Origin of the sequence: Pantoea sp. CFSAN033090 (assembly GCF_001264395.1) — a bacterium.
Classification (GTDB): domain Bacteria; phylum Pseudomonadota; class Gammaproteobacteria; order Enterobacterales; family Enterobacteriaceae; genus Pantoea; species Pantoea agglomerans.
This window is the reverse complement of record NZ_LGYX01000031.1, coordinates 71,236-94,101: the sequence shown is the minus strand read 5'-3', so window position 1 is coordinate 94,101 and position 22,866 is coordinate 71,236. Positions and strand designations below refer to the sequence as shown.

General features: G+C 54.1%; 19 protein-coding genes. 13 read left to right on the top strand and 6 right to left on the bottom strand.

Going from position 1 to position 22,866, the window contains the following annotated elements; all coding sequences use genetic code 11:
- Positions 1–4 precede the first annotated feature (4 nt).
- The 3 genes from cyoA to AFL22_RS21320 all read right to left on the bottom strand — a co-directional run bounded on the left by cyoA (position 5) and on the right by AFL22_RS21320 (position 3,502).
- Complete coding sequence (gene cyoA / locus AFL22_RS21330) at positions 5–931, bottom strand: cytochrome o ubiquinol oxidase subunit II (RefSeq protein ID WP_010255402.1); 927 nt, start codon at positions 929–931, stop codon at positions 5–7.
- 444 nt (positions 932–1,375) lie between these two features.
- Positions 1,376–2,866, bottom strand: a complete 1,491-nt coding sequence (ampG, locus tag AFL22_RS21325) for a muropeptide MFS transporter AmpG (protein WP_010255404.1) — start codon at positions 2,864–2,866, stop codon at positions 1,376–1,378.
- A 57-nt stretch (positions 2,867–2,923) separates the two neighbouring features.
- A complete protein-coding gene (locus AFL22_RS21320) occupies positions 2,924–3,502 on the bottom strand; it encodes a lipoprotein (RefSeq protein ID WP_010255406.1) in 579 nt (192 codons plus the stop codon).
- 286 nt (positions 3,503–3,788) lie between these two features.
- Between AFL22_RS21320 and bolA the strand changes: the two genes are divergently transcribed.
- The 9 genes from bolA (at position 3,789) to AFL22_RS21275 (ending at position 14,204) form a co-directional block, all read left to right on the top strand.
- Positions 3,789–4,103, top strand: a complete 315-nt coding sequence (bolA, locus tag AFL22_RS21315; protein ID WP_008924895.1) for a transcriptional regulator BolA — start codon at positions 3,789–3,791, stop codon at positions 4,101–4,103.
- A gap of 293 nt (positions 4,104–4,396) precedes the next feature.
- Positions 4,397–5,701, top strand: a complete 1,305-nt coding sequence (gene tig / locus AFL22_RS21310) for a trigger factor (RefSeq protein WP_052272135.1) — start codon at positions 4,397–4,399, stop codon at positions 5,699–5,701.
- A 336-nt stretch (positions 5,702–6,037) separates the two neighbouring features.
- Positions 6,038–6,661: an ATP-dependent Clp endopeptidase proteolytic subunit ClpP gene (gene clpP, locus AFL22_RS21305; protein ID WP_010255410.1), complete on the top strand. Its 624-nt coding sequence runs from the start codon at positions 6,038–6,040 to the stop codon at positions 6,659–6,661.
- Positions 6,662–6,795: 134 nt separating this feature from the next.
- Entirely contained in the window at positions 6,796–8,067 is a 1,272-nt protein-coding gene (gene clpX / locus AFL22_RS21300) for an ATP-dependent protease ATP-binding subunit ClpX (protein WP_010671205.1), read from the top strand.
- A gap of 186 nt (positions 8,068–8,253) precedes the next feature.
- Complete coding sequence (gene lon / locus AFL22_RS21295; protein ID WP_010671206.1) at positions 8,254–10,608, top strand: endopeptidase La; 2,355 nt, start codon at positions 8,254–8,256, stop codon at positions 10,606–10,608.
- 214 nt (positions 10,609–10,822) lie between these two features.
- Positions 10,823–11,095: a nucleoid-associated protein HU-beta gene (gene hupB / locus AFL22_RS21290; protein ID WP_009091701.1), complete on the top strand. Its 273-nt coding sequence runs from the start codon at positions 10,823–10,825 to the stop codon at positions 11,093–11,095.
- Positions 11,096–11,342: 247 nt separating this feature from the next.
- Positions 11,343–13,211: a peptidylprolyl isomerase gene (ppiD, locus tag AFL22_RS21285; protein WP_010255421.1), complete on the top strand. Its 1,869-nt coding sequence runs from the start codon at positions 11,343–11,345 to the stop codon at positions 13,209–13,211.
- 140 nt (positions 13,212–13,351) lie between these two features.
- Positions 13,352–13,705 carry a helix-hairpin-helix domain-containing protein gene (locus AFL22_RS21280; protein ID WP_033771076.1) on the top strand — a complete coding sequence of 118 codons (354 nt, stop codon included), beginning with the start codon at positions 13,352–13,354 and terminating at the stop codon, positions 13,703–13,705.
- A 100-nt stretch (positions 13,706–13,805) separates the two neighbouring features.
- Complete coding sequence (locus AFL22_RS21275; protein WP_010671209.1) at positions 13,806–14,204, top strand: YbgC/FadM family acyl-CoA thioesterase; 399 nt, start codon at positions 13,806–13,808, stop codon at positions 14,202–14,204.
- 50 nt (positions 14,205–14,254) lie between these two features.
- Here AFL22_RS21275 and queC read toward each other — a convergent pair whose 3' ends face one another.
- Together queC and AFL22_RS21265 are read right to left on the bottom strand one after the other, a co-directional pair.
- Complete coding sequence (gene queC / locus AFL22_RS21270; RefSeq protein ID WP_052272157.1) at positions 14,255–14,950, bottom strand: 7-cyano-7-deazaguanine synthase QueC; 696 nt, start codon at positions 14,948–14,950, stop codon at positions 14,255–14,257.
- Between the two features lie 41 nt (positions 14,951–14,991).
- Positions 14,992–16,710: an SgrR family transcriptional regulator gene (locus AFL22_RS21265; RefSeq protein WP_052272134.1), complete on the bottom strand. Its 1,719-nt coding sequence runs from the start codon at positions 16,708–16,710 to the stop codon at positions 14,992–14,994.
- Positions 16,711–16,802: 92 nt separating this feature from the next.
- On the opposite strand from AFL22_RS21265, the gene cof reads away from it, so the two are divergent.
- Positions 16,803–17,624, top strand: a complete 822-nt coding sequence (gene cof, locus AFL22_RS21260) for an HMP-PP phosphatase (protein ID WP_033771080.1) — start codon at positions 16,803–16,805, stop codon at positions 17,622–17,624.
- Positions 17,625–17,658: 34 nt separating this feature from the next.
- Here cof and AFL22_RS21255 read toward each other — a convergent pair whose 3' ends face one another.
- Positions 17,659–18,693: a PLP-dependent cysteine synthase family protein gene (locus tag AFL22_RS21255; protein WP_052272133.1), complete on the bottom strand. Its 1,035-nt coding sequence runs from the start codon at positions 18,691–18,693 to the stop codon at positions 17,659–17,661.
- Positions 18,694–18,810: 117 nt separating this feature from the next.
- On the opposite strand from AFL22_RS21255, the gene AFL22_RS21250 reads away from it, so the two are divergent.
- The 3 genes from AFL22_RS21250 to AFL22_RS21240 are packed head-to-tail and all read left to right on the top strand — an operon-like array spanning position 18,811 to position 22,834.
- On the top strand, positions 18,811–19,272 hold the full coding sequence (locus AFL22_RS21250) for an Lrp/AsnC family transcriptional regulator (protein WP_010671213.1): 462 nt from the start codon (positions 18,811–18,813) through the stop codon (positions 19,270–19,272).
- 24 nt (positions 19,273–19,296) lie between these two features.
- A complete protein-coding gene (locus AFL22_RS21245; protein WP_010255867.1) occupies positions 19,297–21,066 on the top strand; it encodes a SmdA family multidrug ABC transporter permease/ATP-binding protein in 1,770 nt (589 codons plus the stop codon).
- Positions 21,059–22,834 carry a SmdB family multidrug efflux ABC transporter permease/ATP-binding protein gene (locus tag AFL22_RS21240; RefSeq protein ID WP_052272132.1) on the top strand — a complete coding sequence of 592 codons (1,776 nt, stop codon included), beginning with the start codon at positions 21,059–21,061 and terminating at the stop codon, positions 22,832–22,834. The genes AFL22_RS21245 and AFL22_RS21240 overlap by 8 nt, the downstream gene beginning before the upstream one ends.
- Positions 22,835–22,866 lie beyond the last annotated feature (32 nt).

Genomic DNA, 22,866 nt, shown 5'->3' with positions numbered 1-22,866 from the left:
CGTATTATTCCTCGGCTCCCGCGGAAGCGGCGTGACTCATGTCCATACCTTCATGTTTTGGCATGTCCATTTTCCCGTGGCTCATCTTGAACTTGTCGATGACTTGCATGAACAGTTTCGGATCAGCTGAAGAGAAATATTCCACCGGGTGATTTTCGCTTGGCACAGCCACTTTCTCGAAATCATCCATAGTGTTCAGCGTGTTAGGGGCTGCTTTAACTTTAGCCACCCACTGCTGGAATTCCGCATCGTCTTTGGTTGCAATGGCTTTAAACTTCATGCCAGAGAAACCACGACCACTGAAGTTCGCAGAGATACCGTCGAAAATTCCCGGCTCATTTGCAATCAGATGCAGCTTGGTCTGCATACCAGCCATCGCATAAATCTGGCTGCCGAGCGTTGGGATGAAGAAAGAGTTCATGACGGAGTTAGACGTGATTTTGAAGTTCACCGGAGTATTTGCCGGGAAGGCAATCTGGTTCACGGTCGCAATACCCTGTTCCGGGTAAATGAACAACCATTTCCAGTCCAGTGCAACCACATCGATCTCAACCGGTTTCACATCAGATTGCAGCGGTTTGCTGGGCTCCAGTGCGTGGGTTGATTTCCAGGTCAGCACGCTGAGGAAGAGAATGATCAGGATCGGAATGGTCCAGACCACGGCTTCCACTTTGTTAGAGTGTGACCAGTTAGGGCTGTACTTCGCATTCGTGTTGGACGCCCGATATTTCCAGGCAAACACCACGGCCATCAGGACTGCGGGGATGACGACGATCAACATCAGGCCAAAGGCAGTCAGTATCAGCGAACGTTGCTCCAGTGCAATCTGTCCTTTGGGATTTAACAATGCACTATCGCAGCCACTCATTAATAAAGTGCCTGCAATTAATGACAAAATCCCCAAACTTTTATTGTATTTACTGAGTCTCATTTAACGACCTCAATGACAAAGGGCTCTATTGTCGTTTAAGTGTGCGCGCATTTTACGGGAAGGTTTATGCAGTGTAAACCAGCTTAAGGATGTGTCAGATACGTGTTGACACCTTTTGCTAAGGGTGTCACAGATGTTGCGCCAGGTGACAAATAATTAACGCAGACAAGCAGTTGGCATCAATATAACAAAAACCAATGGAAGTAACCGTAAAAAAATCAGGGAAAGGAATAACCCTTACTTTTAACTCCCAAATATTTAACAAGTCTGCATCATTTGCGCGATGAAATTTAACTAAAGTAATTGCTCACCGGTTTTTAGTATTTCCGCTACGCCTCCTCAGGTCATATTGTTATTTTTAAAAAATAACACGCGATGATAAATGGCGGCGACTTATCGGGGTGTCATAAAATAAGCCGCAGCCCGTAAACCTATCGATTTCACTTAAGCATCTGATGCAGGCAACGCAGGGGTTCTCTTCAGCGCCCGATAGTCCAGCAACACTCCCGAAAGCACCGCCAGCAGGGAGAGTGTCATACCCAGCTCAAACAGGCGGGTAAGCAGCGGTGTCAGCGCCGTCACGCCCAACGCATTCAGTGCCAGAGCCACCAGCCAGAGCGCCAGCACGCCACATCCGGCTGCAAACAGACGATTAGTCCAGCGATAGCCATGAGGATAGTAGCTACGTGTCAGAAAATTGCCACTTTGCTCGACCTGATTCAATGTTTGTCGGCAAAAAGCCAGCAGTACCAGGCCCGGCAGACCCGCCATCACCGTGAATGCATAAAAGGTCGGCCAGCCCCAGAGTTCCACCAGCCAGCCCGCCGCCGGGCCCACATAGACCCGACCAACCGCTGAGAGCGCCGACAACAGGGCGAACTGGGTAGCGGAGAACGACTTATTGCACAGCGTCATTAACAGCGCCACAAAGGCCGCGGTGCCCATGCCGCCACAGAGATTTTCAACAAAGACCGCGCTGGCCATGCTCCACAACTGTTTGTCGGTCACCGCCAGCAGCCAGTAACCAAAGTTCGAGACAGCCTGCAGCAGACCGAAAATCATTAGCGCCCGAAACAGGCTCAGACGCTGCATCAGTACGCCGCCATAGAGCGCGCCGATAATGGTCGCCAGCAGACCCAGCGTCTTGTTGACCAGACCGACGTCACCGGCGTTGAAGCCCACGCCGCGAATCAAAAAAGTGGTAGTCAGCGAGGCGGCAAACGCATCGCCCAGCTTGTAAAGAATAATCAGGGTAATAAGCAGCCAGGCGTTGTTACGCTGAAAGAAATCTTTTAGCGGATCGACCACCGCCTGACGCAGTGAATGGGGTGTGGAGATACGGGTATCTGGCTCGCTCGCCACCAGCGTGGCGATAATGCCCGGCACCATCATCAGCGCCATCAGCCAGTAGGTTGCCTGCCAGCCGAGATAGCGGTCAGCCAGCCACAACGCCAGCCCGCCGGAAATCAGCATCGCCAGTCGATAACCCAGCACGGTAATCGCCGCGCCGCTGCCACGCTCTTCAGGCGGCAGGATGTCCGTTTTCCATGCGTCAAAAACGATGTCCTGTGAGGCGGAGCAGAAGGCAATCAGCACGGCCAGCGCGGCCATCAGGGTAAGATCGCGTCCCGGTTGCAGAAATCCCATCGCGATTATCCCGCCAACCAGCGCCAGCTGACTGACCAGTAACCAGCCGCGACGCCGGCCCAGAAACGGCGGCGTATAGCGGTCCATCATCGGTGACCAGAGAAACTTAAAGACATAGGCCTGGCCGACCAGCGAAAAGAAGCCGATGGTTTTCAGGTCGACATTTTCCACCGTCATCCACGCCTGCAACGTGCCCGATGTCAGGGCCAGCGGCAGTCCGGAAGCAAAACCAAGAAGCAGCAATACGGCGGCGTTTTTCTGGCTGAAGAGGCGAAGATAGTGGTTCATGCGGATCCTGCAGATAACAAAAAGCCCTGCGCAAGGCAGGGCAGAGGAGAGACTGAATTAACGGGCGTTCTGCTTGATGAAGTCGTTGACGCTGGTGTCCTGAGCCATATCCGCGATCACATCGCTCATAGTGGCGTTCACCGCGTTGGTAATCTTCTGGTTATTGGCGTTGAACGCGCCTTCTACGCTGTAAGTCTGGCGGTAGTTTTTAACCTGTTTGTTGCCGTTTTTCGCTGTTGCGATAATAGAGATGTCCGCTTTGGTGGTGATGCTGTAGCGCACATTGCCCTGAGTGACGTCGGCATAGAGGTTGTTCACTACAATCTGCAGATCGACCGCGCCATTAGGACCAATCATATAGCCGCGTGCTGTCATCTGCTTCTCCAGCACTTCCTGCAGCAGGAAGCGTAGGTCACGCGATGACGTTAAGGTCACTAACTGACCATCACGGTTTACTTTTGCCAGCGCCTGATCTTTACGCTGGTCGGCACCGTTGATGCTGACAGTCACGCCCATCAGGCCTGGGTCCTGCTGCGGTAACTGAATTTTAGGCTGGATAGTCAGGGTATTATTGCTGGTTGCACAGCCGGCTAAAATGAACGCAGCCAACAGTGGGAATAACAGTTTTTTCAACATACTTTTTCTCGTTGGTGTCAGGGGGTTGGTTTGCAAAAACTGCGGTCATCATAGCATTGCCCGGCAGTGAAAAAAGCCCTGTTGCCGGGGAAATTGTGTCTGAAACCGTTTTAAGCCTCTTCTCTGACAGGTCGGTTTGCTGTTCGTTTCAGCTGCGTTATTATGCGTGCCGGAAGCGGCCTGACATAAAATGCAATATTTAGCGTGCGCTTGCGGGTAAGCGCACTAAAAGCGACTAAGATTGAATGAGATGGGGCACTGCGCTCGCCATTGAGGAGTAATAGCCATGATCCGCGAACAAATAGAAGAAAAGCTGCGTGTGGCGTTTCAGCCAGCTCATCTGGAAGTGCACGACGAAAGTTACCGGCACAATGTTCCTGCCGGATCGGAAAGTCACTTCAAAGTGGTCATCGTGAGCGACTGCTTTGCAGGCCAGCGCTTTCTGGCGCGTCATCGCCTGATTTATGGCGAACTGGCCGCTGAGTTAGCGGGCAGCGTACACGCCTTAGCCCTGCATACTTACACCCTGAAAGAGTGGGAAGGGTTGCAGGATACCGTACTGGCTTCGCCTAACTGTCGTGGTGCCGGAACACTCGCCTGATCTCCCTTCTCTGAAACGGCCTGCGGGCCGTTTTTTCTGTTATTTAGCGAAAAACGCGATCCCTGGCTCAAAAAAGCAGCAAACCTGCTGAAAAGTGGTGAGTTAGCATCCTCGACTCATTCCAGCGATGCCGCTATAATGCTGCGTCTATTTTTCCGGAATGTCTTCGGGACGCTTCTGGTAACAGGGATCAGGTTCTCTTCACGGAAGCCGTCCCGGTTGTTGGATACGGCGCATTTCACTATGTGTGGTGTCTGAAGTTGACCGAGCACGTGATTTTTTGAGGTAACAAGATGCAAGTTTCTGTAGAAACCACTCAGGGCCTGGGCCGTCGCATTACGATTACTGTCGCTGCTGACAGCATCGAAAGCGCTGTAAAAAAAGAACTGGTTGACGTTGCCAGGAAAGTTCGCATCGATGGTTTCCGTAAAGGCAAAGTGCCGATGAACATCGTGGCACAGCGTTACGGCGCTTCTGTCCGTCAGGACGTGCTGGGCGAGCTGATGACGCGCAACTTTGTTGACGCCATCATCAAAGAAAAAATTAATCCGGCTGGCGCACCGAACTACGTGCCAGGCGAATACAAAGAAGGTCAGGATTTCACCTACGCGGTTGAATTCGAAGTCTATCCGGAAGTTGAGCTGAAAGGCCTGGAAAACATCGAAGTCGAAAAACCTGTCGTTGAAGTAACTGATGCTGACGTTGATACCATGCTGGACACCCTGCGCAAGCAGCAGGCCAACTGGATCGAAAGCGACGCTGCAGCAGGTCCGGAAGATCGTGCCACTATCGATTTCAACGGTTCTGTGAATGGTGAAGAGTTCGAAGGCGGCAAAGCCTCTGATTTCGTTCTGGCCATGGGCCAGGGCCGCATGATCCCAGGCTTTGAAGAAGGCGTTGTGGGTCACAAAGCGGGCGAAACTTTCACTATCGACGTGAAATTCCCGGACGACTACCACGCAGAAAACCTGAAAGGGAAAGATGCGAAGTTCGAGATCGTGCTGAAGAAAGTTGAAACGCGCGAACTGCCAGAGCTGACTGAAGAGTTCATCAAACGTTTCGGCGTTGAAGATGGTTCAGTTGCCGGTCTGCGTACTGAAGTACGTAAGAACATGGATCGCGAGCTGAAAGGCGCTATCCGTAATCGCATCAAAACTCAGGCAATCGACGGTCTGGTTGAAGCGAACGAAATCGACGTGCCAGCTGCGCTGGTTGACAGCGAAATCGACGTTCTGCGTCGTCAGGCTGCACAGCGTTTCGGTGGCAACGAACAGCAGGCGCTGGAACTGCCACGCGAACTGTTCGAAGAGCAGGCTAAACGCCGTGTGGTTGTCGGTCTGCTGCTGGGCGAAGTGATTCGTACCCACGAGCTGAAAGCTGACGAAGCACGCGTAAGCACCATGATTGAAGAGATGGCTTCTGCGTATGAAGATCCGCAGGAAGTGATCGAGTTCTACAGCAAGAATAACGAGCTGATGAACAATATGCGCAACGTTGCGCTGGAAGAGCAAGCGGTTGAAGCGGTCCTGGCGAAAGCTAAAGTGACCGAGAAAGAGACCAACTTCCAGGATCTGATGAATCAGACCGCTCAGGCCTGATCACGCATTTAACCGTCTGTGCTAAGCCCGTGACTGAAAAGTCGCGGGCTTTTTTGTGTTTTGCGTCCGGATAGCCACTCTTCGCCGCTATTTGTTTAATAAACAGGCGAATTATTCACGCATCGCTTTTTCCGGGTTAGCGAACAGGGAAAAGATTGTTATGCTTGAAACATGCGTGCAGCATCCCCAGATACAGGGAGTATGCAGAAATAAGAGTGAGGCTGGCTGATTAACCGTCCTGAAGGTGTCGGAAAAAGGCGCGGCGTGGAGTTTCCCGCGCGTCTTACGTAGAATCGGTACAGAATGTTGCCAATGAAATTTATCCAGGAGACGGTAATGTCATACAGTGGCGATCGTGAATATACAGCACCGCACAATGCGCTGGTGCCAATGGTGGTTGAACAAACTTCGCGTGGTGAGCGTTCTTACGACATCTACTCCCGTCTGCTTAAAGAGCGCGTCATTTTTCTGACTGGCCAGGTCGAAGACCACATGGCTAATCTGATTGTGGCGCAGATGCTGTTTCTGGAAGCTGAAAACCCGGAAAAAGATATCTATCTCTACATTAACTCGCCAGGCGGTGTCATCACGGCCGGTATGTCGATCTACGACACCATGAAATTTATCAAACCGGATGTCAGCACTATCTGTATGGGTCAGGCCTGTTCTATGGGTGCTTTCCTGCTGACGGCGGGGACCAAAGGCAAACGTTTCTGTCTGCCAAACTCACGTGTGATGATCCACCAACCGCTGGGCGGTTATCAGGGTCAGGCGTCAGACATCGAGATCCATGCGCGCGAAATCCTTAAAGTTAAGCAGCGTATGAATGAGCTGATGGCTGAGCACACCGGTAAAACGCTGGAAGAAATTGAGCGTGACACCGAGCGTGACCGTTTCCTCTCTGCAAATGAAGCGGTAGAGTATGGATTAGTCGATTCAATTCTGACGCATCGCCAATAAGACCCGACTTACCGTTGTCCCTGGTCTATAGTTAACAGGACAACGGTACTATTATGGGTTGAATGAATTTCGGCCGTCTCCGCACGGCCTGAGCCGTACGCGGGTATGGCCTGAGAACAAGAAGAGGTTAACTGATGACAGATAAGCGCAAAGACGGTTCAGGAAAGTTGCTGTACTGCTCTTTTTGCGGCAAAAGCCAGCATGAAGTGCGAAAGCTGATTGCCGGGCCGTCAGTGTATATCTGCGATGAGTGTGTTGACCTGTGCAACGACATCATTCGCGAAGAGATTAAGGAAGTTGCCCCGCATCGTGAACGTAGTGCGTTGCCAACCCCACATGAAATTCGCCATCACCTCGATGATTATGTCATCGGTCAGGAAAGAGCGAAGAAAGTGCTGGCGGTTGCGGTTTACAACCACTACAAGCGTCTGCGCAACGGCGATACCAGCAATGGTATCGAGCTGGGCAAAAGCAACATTCTGCTGATTGGCCCGACCGGTAGTGGTAAAACGCTGCTGGCAGAAACGCTGGCACGCCTGCTGGATGTGCCGTTTACCATGGCTGATGCCACCACGCTGACTGAAGCCGGTTACGTGGGTGAAGATGTTGAAAACATCATCCAGAAACTGCTGCAGAAATGCGACTACGACGTACAGAAAGCACAGCGCGGCATCGTTTACATCGATGAAATCGACAAAATCTCACGTAAGTCTGATAACCCGTCGATTACCCGTGACGTGTCAGGCGAAGGCGTACAGCAGGCACTGCTTAAACTGATTGAAGGCACCGTGGCTGCCGTTCCCCCGCAGGGTGGACGTAAGCATCCGCAGCAGGAATTTTTGCAGGTTGATACCTCTAAAATTCTGTTTATCTGCGGCGGCGCATTTGCCGGCCTGGACAAAGTGATTGCCCAGCGTGTTGAAACCGGATCCGGTATCGGCTTCGGCGCGACCGTGAAAGGGAAATCGCAGAAAGCCAGCGAAGGCGAACTGCTTGCGCAGTGTGAACCAGAAGATTTGATCAAATTTGGTCTGATCCCTGAGTTCATCGGTCGTCTGCCTGTTGTTGCGACCCTGAGCGAGCTGAGCGAAGAAGCGCTGATTCAGATTCTGCGTGAGCCTAAGAACGCCCTGACCAAACAGTACCAGGCGCTGTTTAACCTGGAAGGCGTTGAGCTGGAGTTCCGTGACGAGGCGTTAACCGCCATTGCTAAGAAAGCGATGTCACGTAAAACCGGTGCACGTGGTCTGCGTTCAATTGTAGAAGGCGCGTTACTGGAAACGATGTATGACCTGCCTTCCATGGACGACGTGGAAAAAGTAGTGATTGATGAATCAGTTATTGAAGGTCAGTCTGAGCCCATGTTGATCTACGGTAAGCATGAAGCCCAGGCATCTGGCGAATAATTAAACAGATCGTCCATCTTGTTGTAATAAAAAAGGGGAAAATGTTTCCCCTTTTGCTTTTCTCGCCTCTGTGACGTTGAATGTCGGACAATCATCCCCATATACTCAGATACCTGTGGGTTTAACTGCATACCTGCCTGATGCGGTTCCCATCACCTGGCGGACATTAAACAAAGAGAGAGCTCTATGAATCCTGAGCGTTCTGAACGCATTGAAATCCCCGTGTTGCCGCTGCGCGACGTGGTGGTTTATCCGCACATGGTAATTCCGTTGTTTGTTGGCCGGGAAAAATCAATTCGGTGCCTTGAAGCCGCAATGGATCATGATAAAAAAATCATGCTGGTCGCACAGAAAGAGGCTTCAACGGATGAACCTGGCATTAACGATCTCTTCTCAGTAGGGACCGTTGCATCAGTATTACAAATGCTGAAACTGCCGGATGGCACCGTCAAAGTCCTGGTCGAAGGTTTACAGCGCGCCCACATTACGACGCTGGCCGATAACGGTGACCATTTTGTGGCACAAGCTGAATATCTGGTTTCGCCAGAGATTGAAGAGCGCGAGCAGGAAGTGCTGGTGCGCACGGCGATCAATCAGTTTGAAGGCTACATCAAACTCAACAAGAAGATCCCACCCGAGGTTTTAACCTCGCTGAACAACATTGACGATGCGGCCCGCCTTGCCGACACCGTCGCAGCACATATGCCACTGAAGCTGGCAGACAAACAGTCTGTGCTGGAGATGTCCGACGTCAACGAACGTCTGGAATATCTGATGGCGATGATGGAATCTGAAATCGATCTGCTGCAGGTTGAGAAGCGCATTCGCAACCGTGTTAAGAAGCAGATGGAGAAGAGCCAGCGCGAGTACTATCTGAATGAGCAGATGAAGGCGATTCAGAAAGAGCTGGGCGAGATGGACGACGCGCCCGACGAGTACGAAGCGTTAAAACGCAAAATCGACGCGGCAAAAATGCCGGAAGAAGCGCGCGAGAAAGCGGAAGCTGAGCTGCAGAAGCTGAAGATGATGTCCCCGATGTCCGCTGAAGCGACCGTGGTTCGCGGCTATATCGACTGGATGGTGCAGGTTCCGTGGAACGCGCGCAGCAAAGTGAAGAAAGATCTGCGTAAAGCGCAGGAGACGCTGGATACCGACCATTACGGGCTGGAGCGCGTGAAGGATCGTATTCTTGAGTATCTTGCGGTTCAGAGTCGCGTCAGCAAAATCAAAGGGCCGATTCTGTGCCTGGTCGGACCGCCAGGGGTAGGTAAAACCTCTCTCGGTCAGTCGATCGCCAAAGCGACCGGACGCAAATATGTGCGTATGGCGCTGGGTGGCGTGCGTGATGAAGCTGAAATCCGCGGTCACCGTCGTACTTACATCGGCTCTATGCCGGGTAAATTAATCCAGAAAATGGCGAAAGTCGGGGTTAAAAACCCACTGTTCCTGCTGGATGAAATCGACAAAATGTCCTCTGACATGCGCGGCGATCCGGCTTCAGCGCTGCTGGAAGTGCTTGATCCTGAGCAGAACATTGCGTTCAACGACCACTATCTGGAAGTCGACTATGACCTTTCTGATGTGATGTTCGTTGCTACATCGAACTCAATGAACATCCCGGCACCGCTGCTGGACCGTATGGAAGTGATTCGTCTGTCGGGTTATACCGAAGATGAAAAACTGAACATCGCTAAGCAGCATCTGCTGACCAAGCAGATTGAGCGCAATGCCCTGAAAGCCAATGAAATTACGGTTGAAGACAGCGCGATTGTGGGCATTATCCGTTACTACACCCGTGAAGCTGGTGTGCGTAGCCTTGAGCGTGAGCTGTCGAAACTGTGCCGTAAAGCGGTAAAATCACTGCTGATGGACAAGACGAAAAAGCACATCAACATCAATGGCGAAAACCTCAAGGATTTCCTGGGCGTTCAGCGCTTCGACTACGGTCGTGCGGACAGCGAAAACCGTGTGGGTCAGGTAACGGGTCTGGCCTGGACGGAAGTGGGTGGCGATCTGCTGACCATCGAAACCGCCTGCGTACCAGGTAAAGGCAAGCTGACTTACACTGGTTCTCTGGGTGAAGTGATGCAGGAGTCGATTCAGGCTGCGCTGACCGTGGTGCGTGCCCGTGCCGAGAAGCTGGGCATCAATGGTGATTTCTACGAAAAACGTGATATTCACGTTCACGTACCTGAAGGCGCTACGCCGAAAGATGGTCCAAGTGCCGGTATCGCCATGTGTACTGCGCTGGTCTCCTGTCTGACCGGTAACCCGGTGCGGGCGGATGTGGCGATGACCGGTGAGATCACCCTGCGTGGTCAGGTGTTGCCAATTGGCGGGCTGAAAGAGAAACTGCTGGCAGCGCACCGTGGTGGCATTAAAACCGTGCTGATCCCTGATGACAACAAGCGCGACCTGGAAGAGATTCCACAGAACGTGATTGCCGATCTGGAGATTCATCCGGTGAAACGCATTGAAGAGGTGCTGAATCTGGCACTGGAAAATGCGCCATACGGTATGCAGGTTGTAACAGCAAAATAGTGATTAACGGCAAAAACCGTTAAAAAGCGGAGCTGGCAAGGCAATTGGCGCTTGCCAGCTTTTTTTTGTGCCGTTAATTTAGGTGGCTGCCGACGCGACGTTCTCAGAGAAATTCCGTTGTTTCGGCTCCACAGGCTTGATATAACTTGCTGCGCGTTCGCACCCTGCCGGATGCAGGGTACGATGTGAAATAATAAAAGAGGGGATGAAGAGAGTGAATAAGTCACAATTGATCGACAAAATTGCTGCCGATGCTGATATTTCTAAAGCTGCAGCGGGACGTGTTTTAGATGCATTTATGGGCTCAGTTTCAGATGCGCTGAAAGACGGTGATGAAGTGGCTCTGGTAGGTTTCGGCACATTCTCTGTGCGTGACCGCGCTGCACGTACCGGCCGCAACCCGCAAACCGGTAAAGAGATCACCATCCCGGCCGGTAAAGTACCAGGCTTCCGTGCTGGTAAAGCATTGAAAGACGCTGTCAATTAATAACAACGAATAGATTCATTGACGCATTTTCTTCAGTGGATTAGAGGACGATTAACCCGTTCTCATGTAACATACGGGCACATCAATCAGATGTGCCTTTTTTGTTTTAACCGGTGAGAATCGGGCCGTAAGATGGACCTGGACCGGATTGAGACTGCCAGCTAAGCCAGCAGTTGCGTGAGTCGCCAGCCAATGGCGAATTGCGACCGAGCTTTACATTCACACTACAGCGGAGTGTTGCCATACCATGATGGACAATTTACGCGCGGCGTCGAACCATGTCGTGCTCAAGATTATTTTGGGGCTGATTATCCTCTCCTTTGTGCTGACGGGCGTTGGCAACTATCTGATTGGCGGCAATAACGACTATGCGGCCAAAGTTAACGGCCAGGAGATTAGCCGGGGTCAGCTGGAGCAGGCGTTCAACAGCGAGCGCAGTCGTCAGCAGCAGATGCTGGGCGATCAGTTCTCACAGCTGGCCAGCAACGATGGCTACATGCAGCAGATTCGCCAGCAGGCGCTGTCGCAGTTAATCGATCAGGCGCTGCTGGATAGCTACATCAAAGATCTCCACCTCAGCATCAGCGACGATCAGGTGAAGCAGGCTATCTTCAATCAGCAGGCTTTTCAGACCAACGGTAAATTCGACAATGCCAAATATCTTAGTCTGATCAGCAATATGGGCTTCAGCGCCGACCAGTATGCCGAAGCGCTGCGTAAGCAGCTCTCCAATCAACAGCTGATTAATGCCGTGGCTAACACCGACTTCACGCTGAAAGGCGAAGCCAGCAAACTGGTGGACCTGGTTTCACAGCAGCGTGAGATTCGTCAGGCGACGCTGGACGTCAATGCACTGGCGGCGAAGCAGGCCGTTACTGACGACGAAATCAGTCAGTATTATCAGCAGCATAAAACCAGCTTTATGGCACCAGAGCAGTTCCGTGTCAGCTACCTCCTGATGGATGCGGCCAGCATGCAGCAGGATGCCAGCGAGGCCGATATTCAGGCCTGGTACGACCAGCATAAAGCGGACTATTCGCAGCCACAGCGTACGCGCTACAGCGTCATTCAGACCAAAACTGAAGCCGATGCCAATGCGGTCCTGGCGCAGCTGAAAGCGGGTGCCAGCTTCGCTGACGTGGCAAAAGCCAAATCCATTGACCCGATCTCGGCGCGTAAGGGCGGCGATATGGGCTGGCTGGAACCCTCTACGACGCCGGATGAGCTGAAAAATGCCGGTCTGACTGAGAAAGGCCAGATGTCAGGCGTGATCAAATCTTCAGTGGGCTTCCTGGTGGTTCGTCTTGACGATATTCAGCCAGAGCAGGTTAAGCCACTGGATGAAGTGCGCAGCGCCATTGCAGCGAAAGTGAAGCAGGAGAAGGGCGTTGATGCCTTCTACAAAGTGCAACAGAAAGTCAGCGAAGCGGCCAGCAATGACAATGAGTCACTGGCGGGTGCAGAGCAGGCTTCTGGTCTGAAAGCGAAAGAGACTGGCTGGTTCAGTCAGGATACGCTGCCAGATGAGCTTAACTTTGATGCGGTGAAGCAGGCGATCTTTAATGGCGGTCTGGTCGGGCAAAACGGCGCGCCGGGCAACAACTCCGATATCATCACTGTCGATGGCGACCGTGCCTTTGTGCTGCGTATCAGTGAGCATAAACCGGAAGCGGTAAAACCGCTTGAGCAGGTTAAGGCGCAGATCACTGACACGCTTAAGCATGATAAAGCGACGCAGCAGGCGAAAGCTCAGGCCGATAAGCTGCTGGCCGATCTCAAAGCCGGTAAGCAGGATGCGCTGACTGCAGCGGGTCTGACGCTGAGCGCCAGCAAGACCGTTGATCGCAATGCGCAGGATCCGGTGGCACAGACTGCCTTTAACCTGCCTCAGCCTGCGGAAAATAAACCTTCCTGGGGTGTCAGCGAAGATATGCAGGGCAATGTGGTACTGGTGGCGGTTGATAAAGTTAAAACCGGCAGCATGCCGCAGGCGCAGATTGACGAAATGGTCAAAGGCGTCACGCAGAATAATGCGCAGCTGGCGTTTGAAGCGTTACTGCAAAACCTGCGTAAAGAGGCCAAAATTAAGTACGGCGCTGCCGCACAAATGCAGTAAGCCTCGCAGAAACTGCGCAACGACTGTAACAATCAAAGGCCGCATTCGCGGCCTTTTCCATTTCTGATATCCCGCTTTTGAGCCTTGCGTGCAGTAGTGCCACTCTGTCGCTGCTGTTTACACACAAGGAGAAACACAGCATGGCTAAACCTAAACTCGTTGCCCTCTATCTTTCACTCGCGCTGGGCGGCGCACTCTGTCACAGCAGCGTCTCTGCGGCACCTGAACCTGTCAGCGCAGCCGTCACGCAGAACTCACACCCTGCGTCGAAGCCGGAAGCCGCCGCGCAGCCACAGCAGGATCAGGTCAGCATTAATGAAGCAACAGCCGAACAGCTCTCTGCCGTTATGAATGGGGTGGGGCTGAAAAAGGCGCAGGCAATTGTGAGCTATCGCGAACAGTACGGACCGTTTAGCGCAATTCAGCAACTCAGTGAAGTACCGGGTATCGGCAATGCGTTGATAGAGCGAAATGCGGCCCGGCTGAAATTGTGAAGCAGTACACATCTGTGATGCTTAACCCACGATAGACAGGCGACTCTGCTAAAGTGAACAGGTCCAACCAGTTAATTCACAGCAGCAGGAGAGCATGACCATGCAGACCACCATAAAAGTGCGCGGCTATCATCTGGATGTCTATCAGCACGTCAATAATGCGCGCTATCTTGAGTTTCTTGAGGAGGCGCGCTGGGAATGGCTGGAAGAGGTGGAAGCATTCCACTGGTTGCAGGAACAGAAACTGGCTTTTGTGGTGGTAAACATCAACATCAACTACCGTCGCCCGGCCGTGCTGGGCGACGTACTGACTATCGACAGTGAGATCACGCAGTTGAATGGCAAAAGCGGCATTATTGCGCAGCGGGTTTTGCTGGCAGGGCAGGAGACCGTGGTGGCGGATGCCGCACTCACTTTTGTCTGTATTGATTTGCGGACTCAGAAGGCGGTTGCGCTGGAAGGGGAGTTGCGCGAGCGACTGATGCGTCTGATGGCATGAGTCGATAAAAAGGCGGCAACCCGGATTCTCTGCCGCCACCTCAGACAGTCTTAGTTAAGGCCGCTTTTTGCTTTCATTGCCGCCATTACGCCAGCACGATCGTTGAGATAACCCTGCAGGCCATTGGCTCGTAAATGACAGGCTGCACACTCACCGCATCCATCACCTTTCACGCCGTTATAGCAGGTCAGCGTCTGCTCGCGTACCAGCGCAAGCTGCTGCCAGTAATCCGCCAGCGCCCAGGTTTCCGCTTTATTGAGCCACATCAGCGGCGTCTCAAAACGAACATCGCGCGCCATGCCCAGCGACACCGCATGGTTCAGCGCTTTGACAAACTCATCGCGGCAATCGGGATAGCCGGAGAAATCGGTCTCACAGACACCAGTGATCACCGCTTCCGCTTCGACCTGATAAGCGTAAACCGAGGCCAGCGTCAGAAAGAGAATATTGCGTCCCGGCACAAACGTACTGGGTAATCCACTGGCCTCGGGATTATAAGCCGGCACCGGAATGTTATCCCGTGTCAGGCTGCTGACGGCGAGTTCGTTCAGCATGGTGACATCCAGCACTTTATGCGCGCGCGCGCCCAATTTAATCGCCAGGTCGCGGGCCACATCGATCTCTTCCCGATGGCGTTGTCCATAGTCGAAAGTGACGCAATGAACATCATCATATTGCTGTAATGCCTGAATCAGGCAGGTAGTGGAGTCTTGTCCACCGCTGAAAACTACAACAGCGCGTTTCATGGTGTTTTCCTGATAATTAATTTTGCGCTTATGGTAATGCCTCAGTCCGCCGCTGAACAGCTGCATGGCAGATCAATGGGCGGCGGGATCCATGCGCGGCTGAAATCGAACCAGCCCAGCGTATTCAGTTCAATCCCTTCAACGCCCGGCGGCGCGTAGATTTGATAGCGATAATTGAACAGTGGCAGCAGGATGCCGCCCGTCATCAGCTGATGATAAAGCTGATGCAGCGAACGGGCACGGGTTTCGTCGTCAGCAATTTGCTGGATAGCCAGCAGTTGCGCCTGAATCTCTTCGCCCTGCAGTGTGGGCCACAGCGGCCGCCATAGCGGGTCAGTCTGCAACCAGCTGGCCAGCGTAAAGACCGGCGCATCACCAATCAGTCTGTCGCCCATCACGATATCTGCCTCATCAAGCGGGTCGATGCCGTGCCAGTTTTTTACCGGATGAAAAACTACCTTCAGGGTGCAGCCGTGCTGTTTTAACAGTGCAACCAGCGCCTGTGACATCTGATGCAGCTCAACCGGCAACTGATAATGCAGCGTCAGGGTTGCCGGTAAGGGAACCCTGACAGCATCAATCAGCGGTACACTCCAGCCAGGTAACAGCTCTTTACTGGGAGTGATGAGTCCCTCATCCAGAGGCAACCGGCTGACAATGCCGCTTTGCTGGATCAGCTGGAAAAGCGTGCGCGCCTGATCAGGGGTAAATCCGGCTCGTGGTCGGCAGACCAGATAACAGAAGCCGAGGCTGATACTGCTGCTGACCGGTTGCAGCGTCCTGAGCTCTGTGGCATCGCCTATCGCAATCTGCACCGGATGACGACAGCTGCTGCCGAGAGCGGGATCAAACAGCTGAGGGGTAATCCAGTACTCTACTGCCTGCAGCAGAGGGCGCTGCAGATGCCAGCGCGCGTGACTTTCAATCCTGACCAGCTCGGTGCTGAAGTGCCTGAGTTTCCACGGCCCGCTGCCCGTGGCGAGATCGATGGGATGGGGCAGCAGGCACAACAAGTGGGCGAGCCGATGGGGCAGCCAGAAATCAGGGCGTCGCATTACGAAACGCACCGCAAGCGGATGGGGCGCATCCACGCTGACCACATCGGCCAGTAACATACTGACGCGCCTATCCCGCAACAGCTGGTGGAACTGCGCCACCAGTTGTGCGGCCTGCACAGGTTCGTCGTTGTGCCACATCAGCTGAGGCCGTAACCAGAATAACCAGCCAGATGACGCCTCGTCATGTTGCCAGTGATGCGCCAGATCGCCGACCGGCTCATCCTGCTCAAAGCGAGTCAGACCGGAATAGATCTGGCGAGCCAGGTGCTGCTCGGCCCGACCGGTAATCTGGCGCGGCTCTGTGCTCTCCATCGGACGATAGTAGGGGATGCGCAGAACCGGCGTATCGTTCTGCCACTGTCCACCCATTAATGGCCGCAGCATATTGATCAGCCTTTCCGGCGGCAGATCCAGCAGCTGCAAGGCCTCAGCGGCGTCTCCGGCGTCGAGCTGTTGTTGCAGCAACTGCTGCCGTAATTGTTCAGGTGAGCGCAGAAACACTATTTGTCCCTGTTTGCCACGGCCTGGCTCGCCGCGCCAGCTGAGCCAGCCTGCATGCTGCCACTGTGACAGCAACGTGCGCAGATGACGCTCGCTGCAGATACAGTGGCGGGCCATCTCCGCCACGCAGGTTTGCTGTGGGGCGCCCTGACTCTGCTGCCACAGACGCTGGAACTGATTAAGACGGTTAAGCTGGCGCATGTTAAACCCGGAAGAGTTTTTTAAAAGTATTCACTATTAGTTCCGCAATTAACAGGCAATAGTGGAGTTCATCTTTCAGCAGGAGGTAAATCATGGTGCGTTTAGCCGCGTTCGATATGGATGGCACATTATTGCTGCCGGATCATCAACTAGGTCAGCAGACGCTGGATAGCCTGCAGGCGTTGCATCTGCGTGGCGTTAATCTGGCGCTGGCGACGGGCCGCCATCTGCTGGAGATGCAGATCTTACGGGAAAAAATGACACTGCCCGCGTGGCTGATTACCGGTAATGGCACTCGTGTACACGACAGGCAGGGCAATCTGATCTTTGCGCGTGATCTGCCCTCTGCGGTCGCCGAAGAGGTGATCCACCGCCGCTGGGATACGCACGCCACCCTGCATGTTTTCAACGATCAGGGGTGGTTTACCGATCACCCACAGCCTGAACTGCTGGTGGCCCATCAGATCAGCGGATTTGGCTATCAGCTGTGCGATCTTAAAAGATTGCCCGCGCATCAGGTGACAAAAATCTGCTTTATCGATCAGCATCAGCGCCTCTGTCAGCTAAAAACAGAGCTGGATGCCGCATTGGGCGAGCAGGCTAACATCTGCTTCTCTGCCGTGGATTGTCTGGAGGTGTTACCCGCCAGCTGCAATAAAGGCAGCGCGCTGGCACTGTTATGTGACCATCTGTCGCTGACCATGGCGGAGTGTATGGCGTTTGGTGATGCGATGAACGATCGCGAGATGCTGGCGCAGGCCGGACAGGGTTTTATCATGGGCAATGCGATGGCGCAGCTGAAAGCCGCGCTACCGCATCTGCCGGTATTAGGGCATTGCGAGACACAGGCGGTGTCTCACTATTTAAATCACTGGCTGGCAACACCCGACCTCGCGTATTCCCCCGAATGCTGAGGATTGCCGTGAACCGGACAGGATGTCCGGTTTTTTATTCCAGCTCGCGCTGCCATGGCGTGATATCGCCAATATGTTTTGCCACCCACTCAGGCTGATAGTAGCTATCGGGATAACGTTCGCCGCTGTCGCACAGCAGTGTCACCAGCGCTCCCTGCTGATTCGCTGCCCGTAGGCGTTTTGCCACCTGCATCATGCCCCAGAAATTGGTGCCGGTAGAGGCGCCAGGCTTGCGTCCCAGAATCTTTTCCAGTTTCAGCATGGCGGCCAGCGTTGCACCATCCGGCACTTTGATCATTTCGTCGATCACGTCAGGCATAAACGACGGCTCCACTCGCGGACGGCCAATTCCTTCGATCAAGCTGCCGCGCGCGCTGGTCAGGGTAGCATCACGCTGCTGCCAGTAATCAAAAAACACCGAATGCTGCGGATCAACCACCAGCAGTTTGGTTTCCAGTCCCTGATAACGGATATAGCGGCCCAGCGTGGCTGAAGTGCCGCCCGTGCCCGCACTCATGATTATCGTATGGGGAATCGGATAAGGTTCATGCTCCATCTGACGGAAAATGCTCTCTGCAATATTGTTATTGCCGCGCCAGTCGGTGGCACGTTCAGCATAGGTAAACTGATCCATAAAATGGCCATTGAGCTCCCGCGCCAGCCGTTCAGATTCAGCATAGAGCTGGCAGGGATCTTCAACAAAATGGCACTGTCCGCCATAAAAGGTGATCTGCTCAATTTTACGCTTCGCCGTGCTCGCCGGCATCACCGCAATAAAGGGCAGACCCAGCAGCCTTGCGAAGTACGCCTCAGAAACGGCAGTGCTGCCTGACGAGGCTTCGATAATCGGCGTATCCTGTTTAATCCAGCCGTTGGAGAGGCCGTAGAGGAACAGGGATCGTGCCAGCCGGTGTTTAAGACTGCCACTGGGATGGGTACTTTCATCTTTCAGATAGAACCAGATACCGGGAAAGTCCGCCAGATCGAAACGGATCAAATGGGTCTCAGCCGATCGTTGAAAATCAGCGTTAATTTCGTTGATAGCGTGGCGAATCCAGCAGGTGTGCATCTCAGGCGTCCGGTAAAAAAGTGATGCGGCTATTTTATGGCACGTGCAGGAAAAAGAGATTGCACAATTACCGCTAAAATGGCGGTAATGGAGAAAATGATTCTCCCGGAGCCGCGAATGTTAGATAAAACTGACCTTAAATTGCTCTCACTGCTGCAGCATGACTGCACGCTGTCGCTGCAGGCGCTGGCGGATGCCGTCAACCTCACCACCACACCTTGCTGGAAGCGCCTGAAAAAGCTTGAAGATGATGGCATTATTCGCGCACGGGTGGCGTTGCTGGATGGAGATAAAATCGGACTGTCACTGACGGCGTTTATGTTTGTTAAAACGCAGCAGCACAGTCGCGACTGGTATCAGGCATTTGTCTCGGTGGTGAGCAGCATGCCGGAGGTAATGGCCTTTTACCGTATGGCAGGCGAGTATGATTACCTGCTGCGCATTCAGGTGGCCGACATGAAAAGCTATGATGCTTTCTACAAGCGATTAGTGAATGGGGTGCCCGGCCTGATTGATGTGACATCCAGCTTCGCCATGGAAGAGATTAAATACACCACGGCTTTACCTGTCGCCCCCTGAGGGCCTGAGATTGAGAGCAGCGTTGTGCGATTATTCAGTCAATTAAGTTGGTATTTTCTGCGGGAGTGGCGGCGCTATCTGGGCGCGGTCCTCCTGCTGATTGTTATTGCTATTCTGCAGCTGCTGCCACCGCATGTGGTCGGGGTGATTGTCGATGGCGTGACGCGTGACAACATGAGCACCAGCCGCATCATGATGTGGATTGGGATCATGCTGGCAACGGCGGTGGTGGTCTATCTGCTGCGCTACGTCTGGCGCGTGCTACTGTTTGGTGCCTCCTACCAGCTGGCGGTTGAGCTGCGCGAAGATTTCTATCGCCAGCTGAGTCGTCAGCAACCGGCATTTTATCTGCGTCACCGCACCGGCGACCTGATTGCGCGCGCCACCAACGACGTGGATCGGGTGGTGTTTGCTGCCGGGGAAGGAGTACTGACGCTGGTCGACTCGCTGGTCATGGGCTGCGTGGTGCTGCTGGTAATGAGCACGCAGATCAGCTGGCAGCTGACGCTGCTTGCGCTGGTGCCGATGCCCATTATGGCCATCGTGATCCATCGCTACGGTAATCAACTGCACCATCGCTTTAAGCTGGCACAGGCCGCCTTCTCCAGTCTCAACGATCAGACGCAGGAGAGCCTGACCAGCATCCGGATGATTAAATCCTTTGGCCTTGAACAGCATCAGTCGCAGCAATTTTCCGATATCGCCCGCGATACCGGTGAAAAAAACCTGCGCGTGGCGCGGGTCGATGCCCGTTTCGACCCCACTATCTATATCGCTATCGGCTTCTCAAACCTGCTGGCGATTGGTGGCGGCAGCTGGCTGGTCTGGCATGGAGAGATGACGCTGGGGCAGCTCACCAGCTTTGTGATGTATCTCGGCCTGATGATCTGGCCGATGCTGGCGCTGGCGTGGATGTTTAATATTGTTGAACGCGGCAGCGCCGCCTGGAGCCGCATCGGCGCGCTGCTGGCGGAAGCGCCAGCGGTGGAAGATGGCGATAAGTCACTGCCATCTGAACCGGGCACGCTGCAGGTCGCGATTCGTGCCTTTAACTATCCGGCCAGCGTGGGTCCGGTCTTAAGCGATGTCAGCTTCCAGCTGAAACCCGGCGAGATGCTGGGGCTGTGCGGGCCAACCGGCAGTGGCAAAAGTACGCTGCTTAGCCTGATTCAGCGCCACTTTGATATTCAGCAGGGCGACATCCGTTATCACCAGATCCCGCTGCCGCAGTTGCGGCTGGACAGCTGGCGCAGCCGTCTGGCCGTGGTCAGCCAGACACCGTTCCTGTTCTCAGACAGCGTGGCGAACAATATTGCGCTGGGGAAACCGGGCGCAACCCAGCAGGAGATTGAGCATGCCGCCACGCTGGCCTGCGTTCATGACGATATCCTGCGTCTGCCGCAGGGCTATGAAACGGAAGTCGGGGAGCGCGGTGTGATGCTGTCGGGTGGACAGAAGCAGCGTCTTTCGATTGCCCGGGCGCTGCTGCTGAATGCGGAAATCCTGATTCTGGACGACGCGCTTTCCGCGGTGGATGGCCGTACCGAACACGAAATCCTGCATAACCTGCGCATCTGGGGGCAGGGACGCACGCTGATTATCAGCGCGCACCGCTTATCGGCACTGACGGAAGCCAGTGAAATCCTGGTCCTGCAGCAGGGCAGAGTGGCGCAGCGGGGCGACCACGATGCGCTGACCGGCAGTGCTGGCTGGTATCGGGACATGTACCGTTACCAGCAACTGGAAGCGGCGCTGGATGATGATGAAAATGAGAAAGGAGTGCCGCATGGCTAAGTCTGCACGCTTGTGGCCTACCCTGAAGCGTCTGCTGAGCTACGGTAAGCCGTGGCGTAAATCCCTGTCGCTGGCGGTAGGGATGCTGTGGATCGCTGCCGCGGCGGAAGTGACCGGACCGGTGCTGGTCAGCTACTTTATCGATAACCTGGTGGCGAAACATCAGATGCCCTGGGGAGTAGTCGCCGGACTGGTGGTCAGTTTTATCCTGCTTCAGCTGCTGGCCGCCGGGCTGCACTACTGGCAGGCGCTGTTGTTTAACCGAGCCGCTATCGGCGTGGTACAGCAGTTACGCAGTGACGTGATGAATGCCGCACTCTGTCAGCCGCTGAGTGCCTTTGATACCCAGCCGGTCGGGCAGATTATTTCACGCGTGACTAACGACACCGAAGTCATCCGCGATCTCTACGTCACGGTGGTTTCAACCGTGTTGCGCAGTGCCGCACTGGTCGGCGCCATGATGGTGGCGATGTTCAGCCTTGACTGGCGCATGGCGCTGGTGGCGATGATGATATTCCCGCTGGTACTGGTGGTGATGTTCATCTATCAGCGTTACAGCACGCCCATTGCCCGTCGGGTTCGCAGCTATCTGGCAGACATCAATAATGGCTTCAACGAAGTGATCAGCGGTATGAGCGTGATCCAGCAGTTTCGTCAGCAGGCGCGATTTGGTGAGCGAATGGGCGAAGCGAGCCGCTCTCACTATCTGGCGCGAATGGAAACGCTGCGTCTGGATGGTTTTCTGCTGCGTCCGCTGTTGAGCCTGTTTTCAGCGATGGTGTTGTGTGGGCTGCTGATCCTGTTTAGTTTCTCGATGCCTGGCGTGTTTGAAGTGGGGGTACTCTATGCCTTTATTACCTATCTGGGGCGTCTGAATGAGCCGCTGATTGAGCTGACCACTCAGCAATCGATGCTGCAGCAGGCGGTGGTTTCAGGTGAACGTATTTTCGAACTGATGGATGCCGCACAGCAGCAGTATGGTGCCGATCAGCAACCGCTGGCTTCAGGTCGTATCACCCTGAACAATCTGAGCTTTGCCTACCGTGAAAACCGCGATGTGCTCAGTGATATCAATCTTGAGGTTGCCCCACGCGAGTTTGTGGCGCTGGTGGGACATACCGGCAGCGGTAAAAGCACGCTGGCGAACCTGTTAATGGGTTACTATCCGGTGACGCGTGGCGAGATCCGCATTGATGATCGACCCATTAGTGACCTGAGCCATGCCGTGCTGCGGCGCGGTATCGCGATGGTGCAGCAGGATCCGGTGGTGCTGGCCGATACGCTGCTGGCGAATGTGCGGCTGGGACGCGACATCAGCGAAGAGGCCGTCTGGACGGTGCTGGAACAGGTGCAGCTGGCTCCGCTGGCGCATGCGTTGCCGGAGGGAATACATACCCGGCTGGGCGAGCAGGGCAATAATCTGTCGGTCGGGCAGAAGCAGCTGCTGGCACTGGCCCGGGTGCTGGTTGATCTGCCGCAGATACTGATCCTCGACGAAGCGACGGCCAATATTGATTCCGGCACCGAGCAGGCCATTCAGCAGACGCTTGAGACGCTGCGCCAGCACAGCACGCTGGTGGTGATTGCTCACCGCCTCTCAACGATTATTGAAGCAGACAAGATTCTGGTGCTGCATCGTGGTCGTGTGGTTGAGCAGGGTACGCATCAGCAACTGCTGGCGATGCAGGGACGTTACTGGCAGATGTATCAGCTGCAGCAGGCAGGTGAAGATCTGGTATCGGGCGTCGCTGTAACAACTGAAGGCTGAGTTGCACCTTTTTTGCGCACCTTTATCAGATT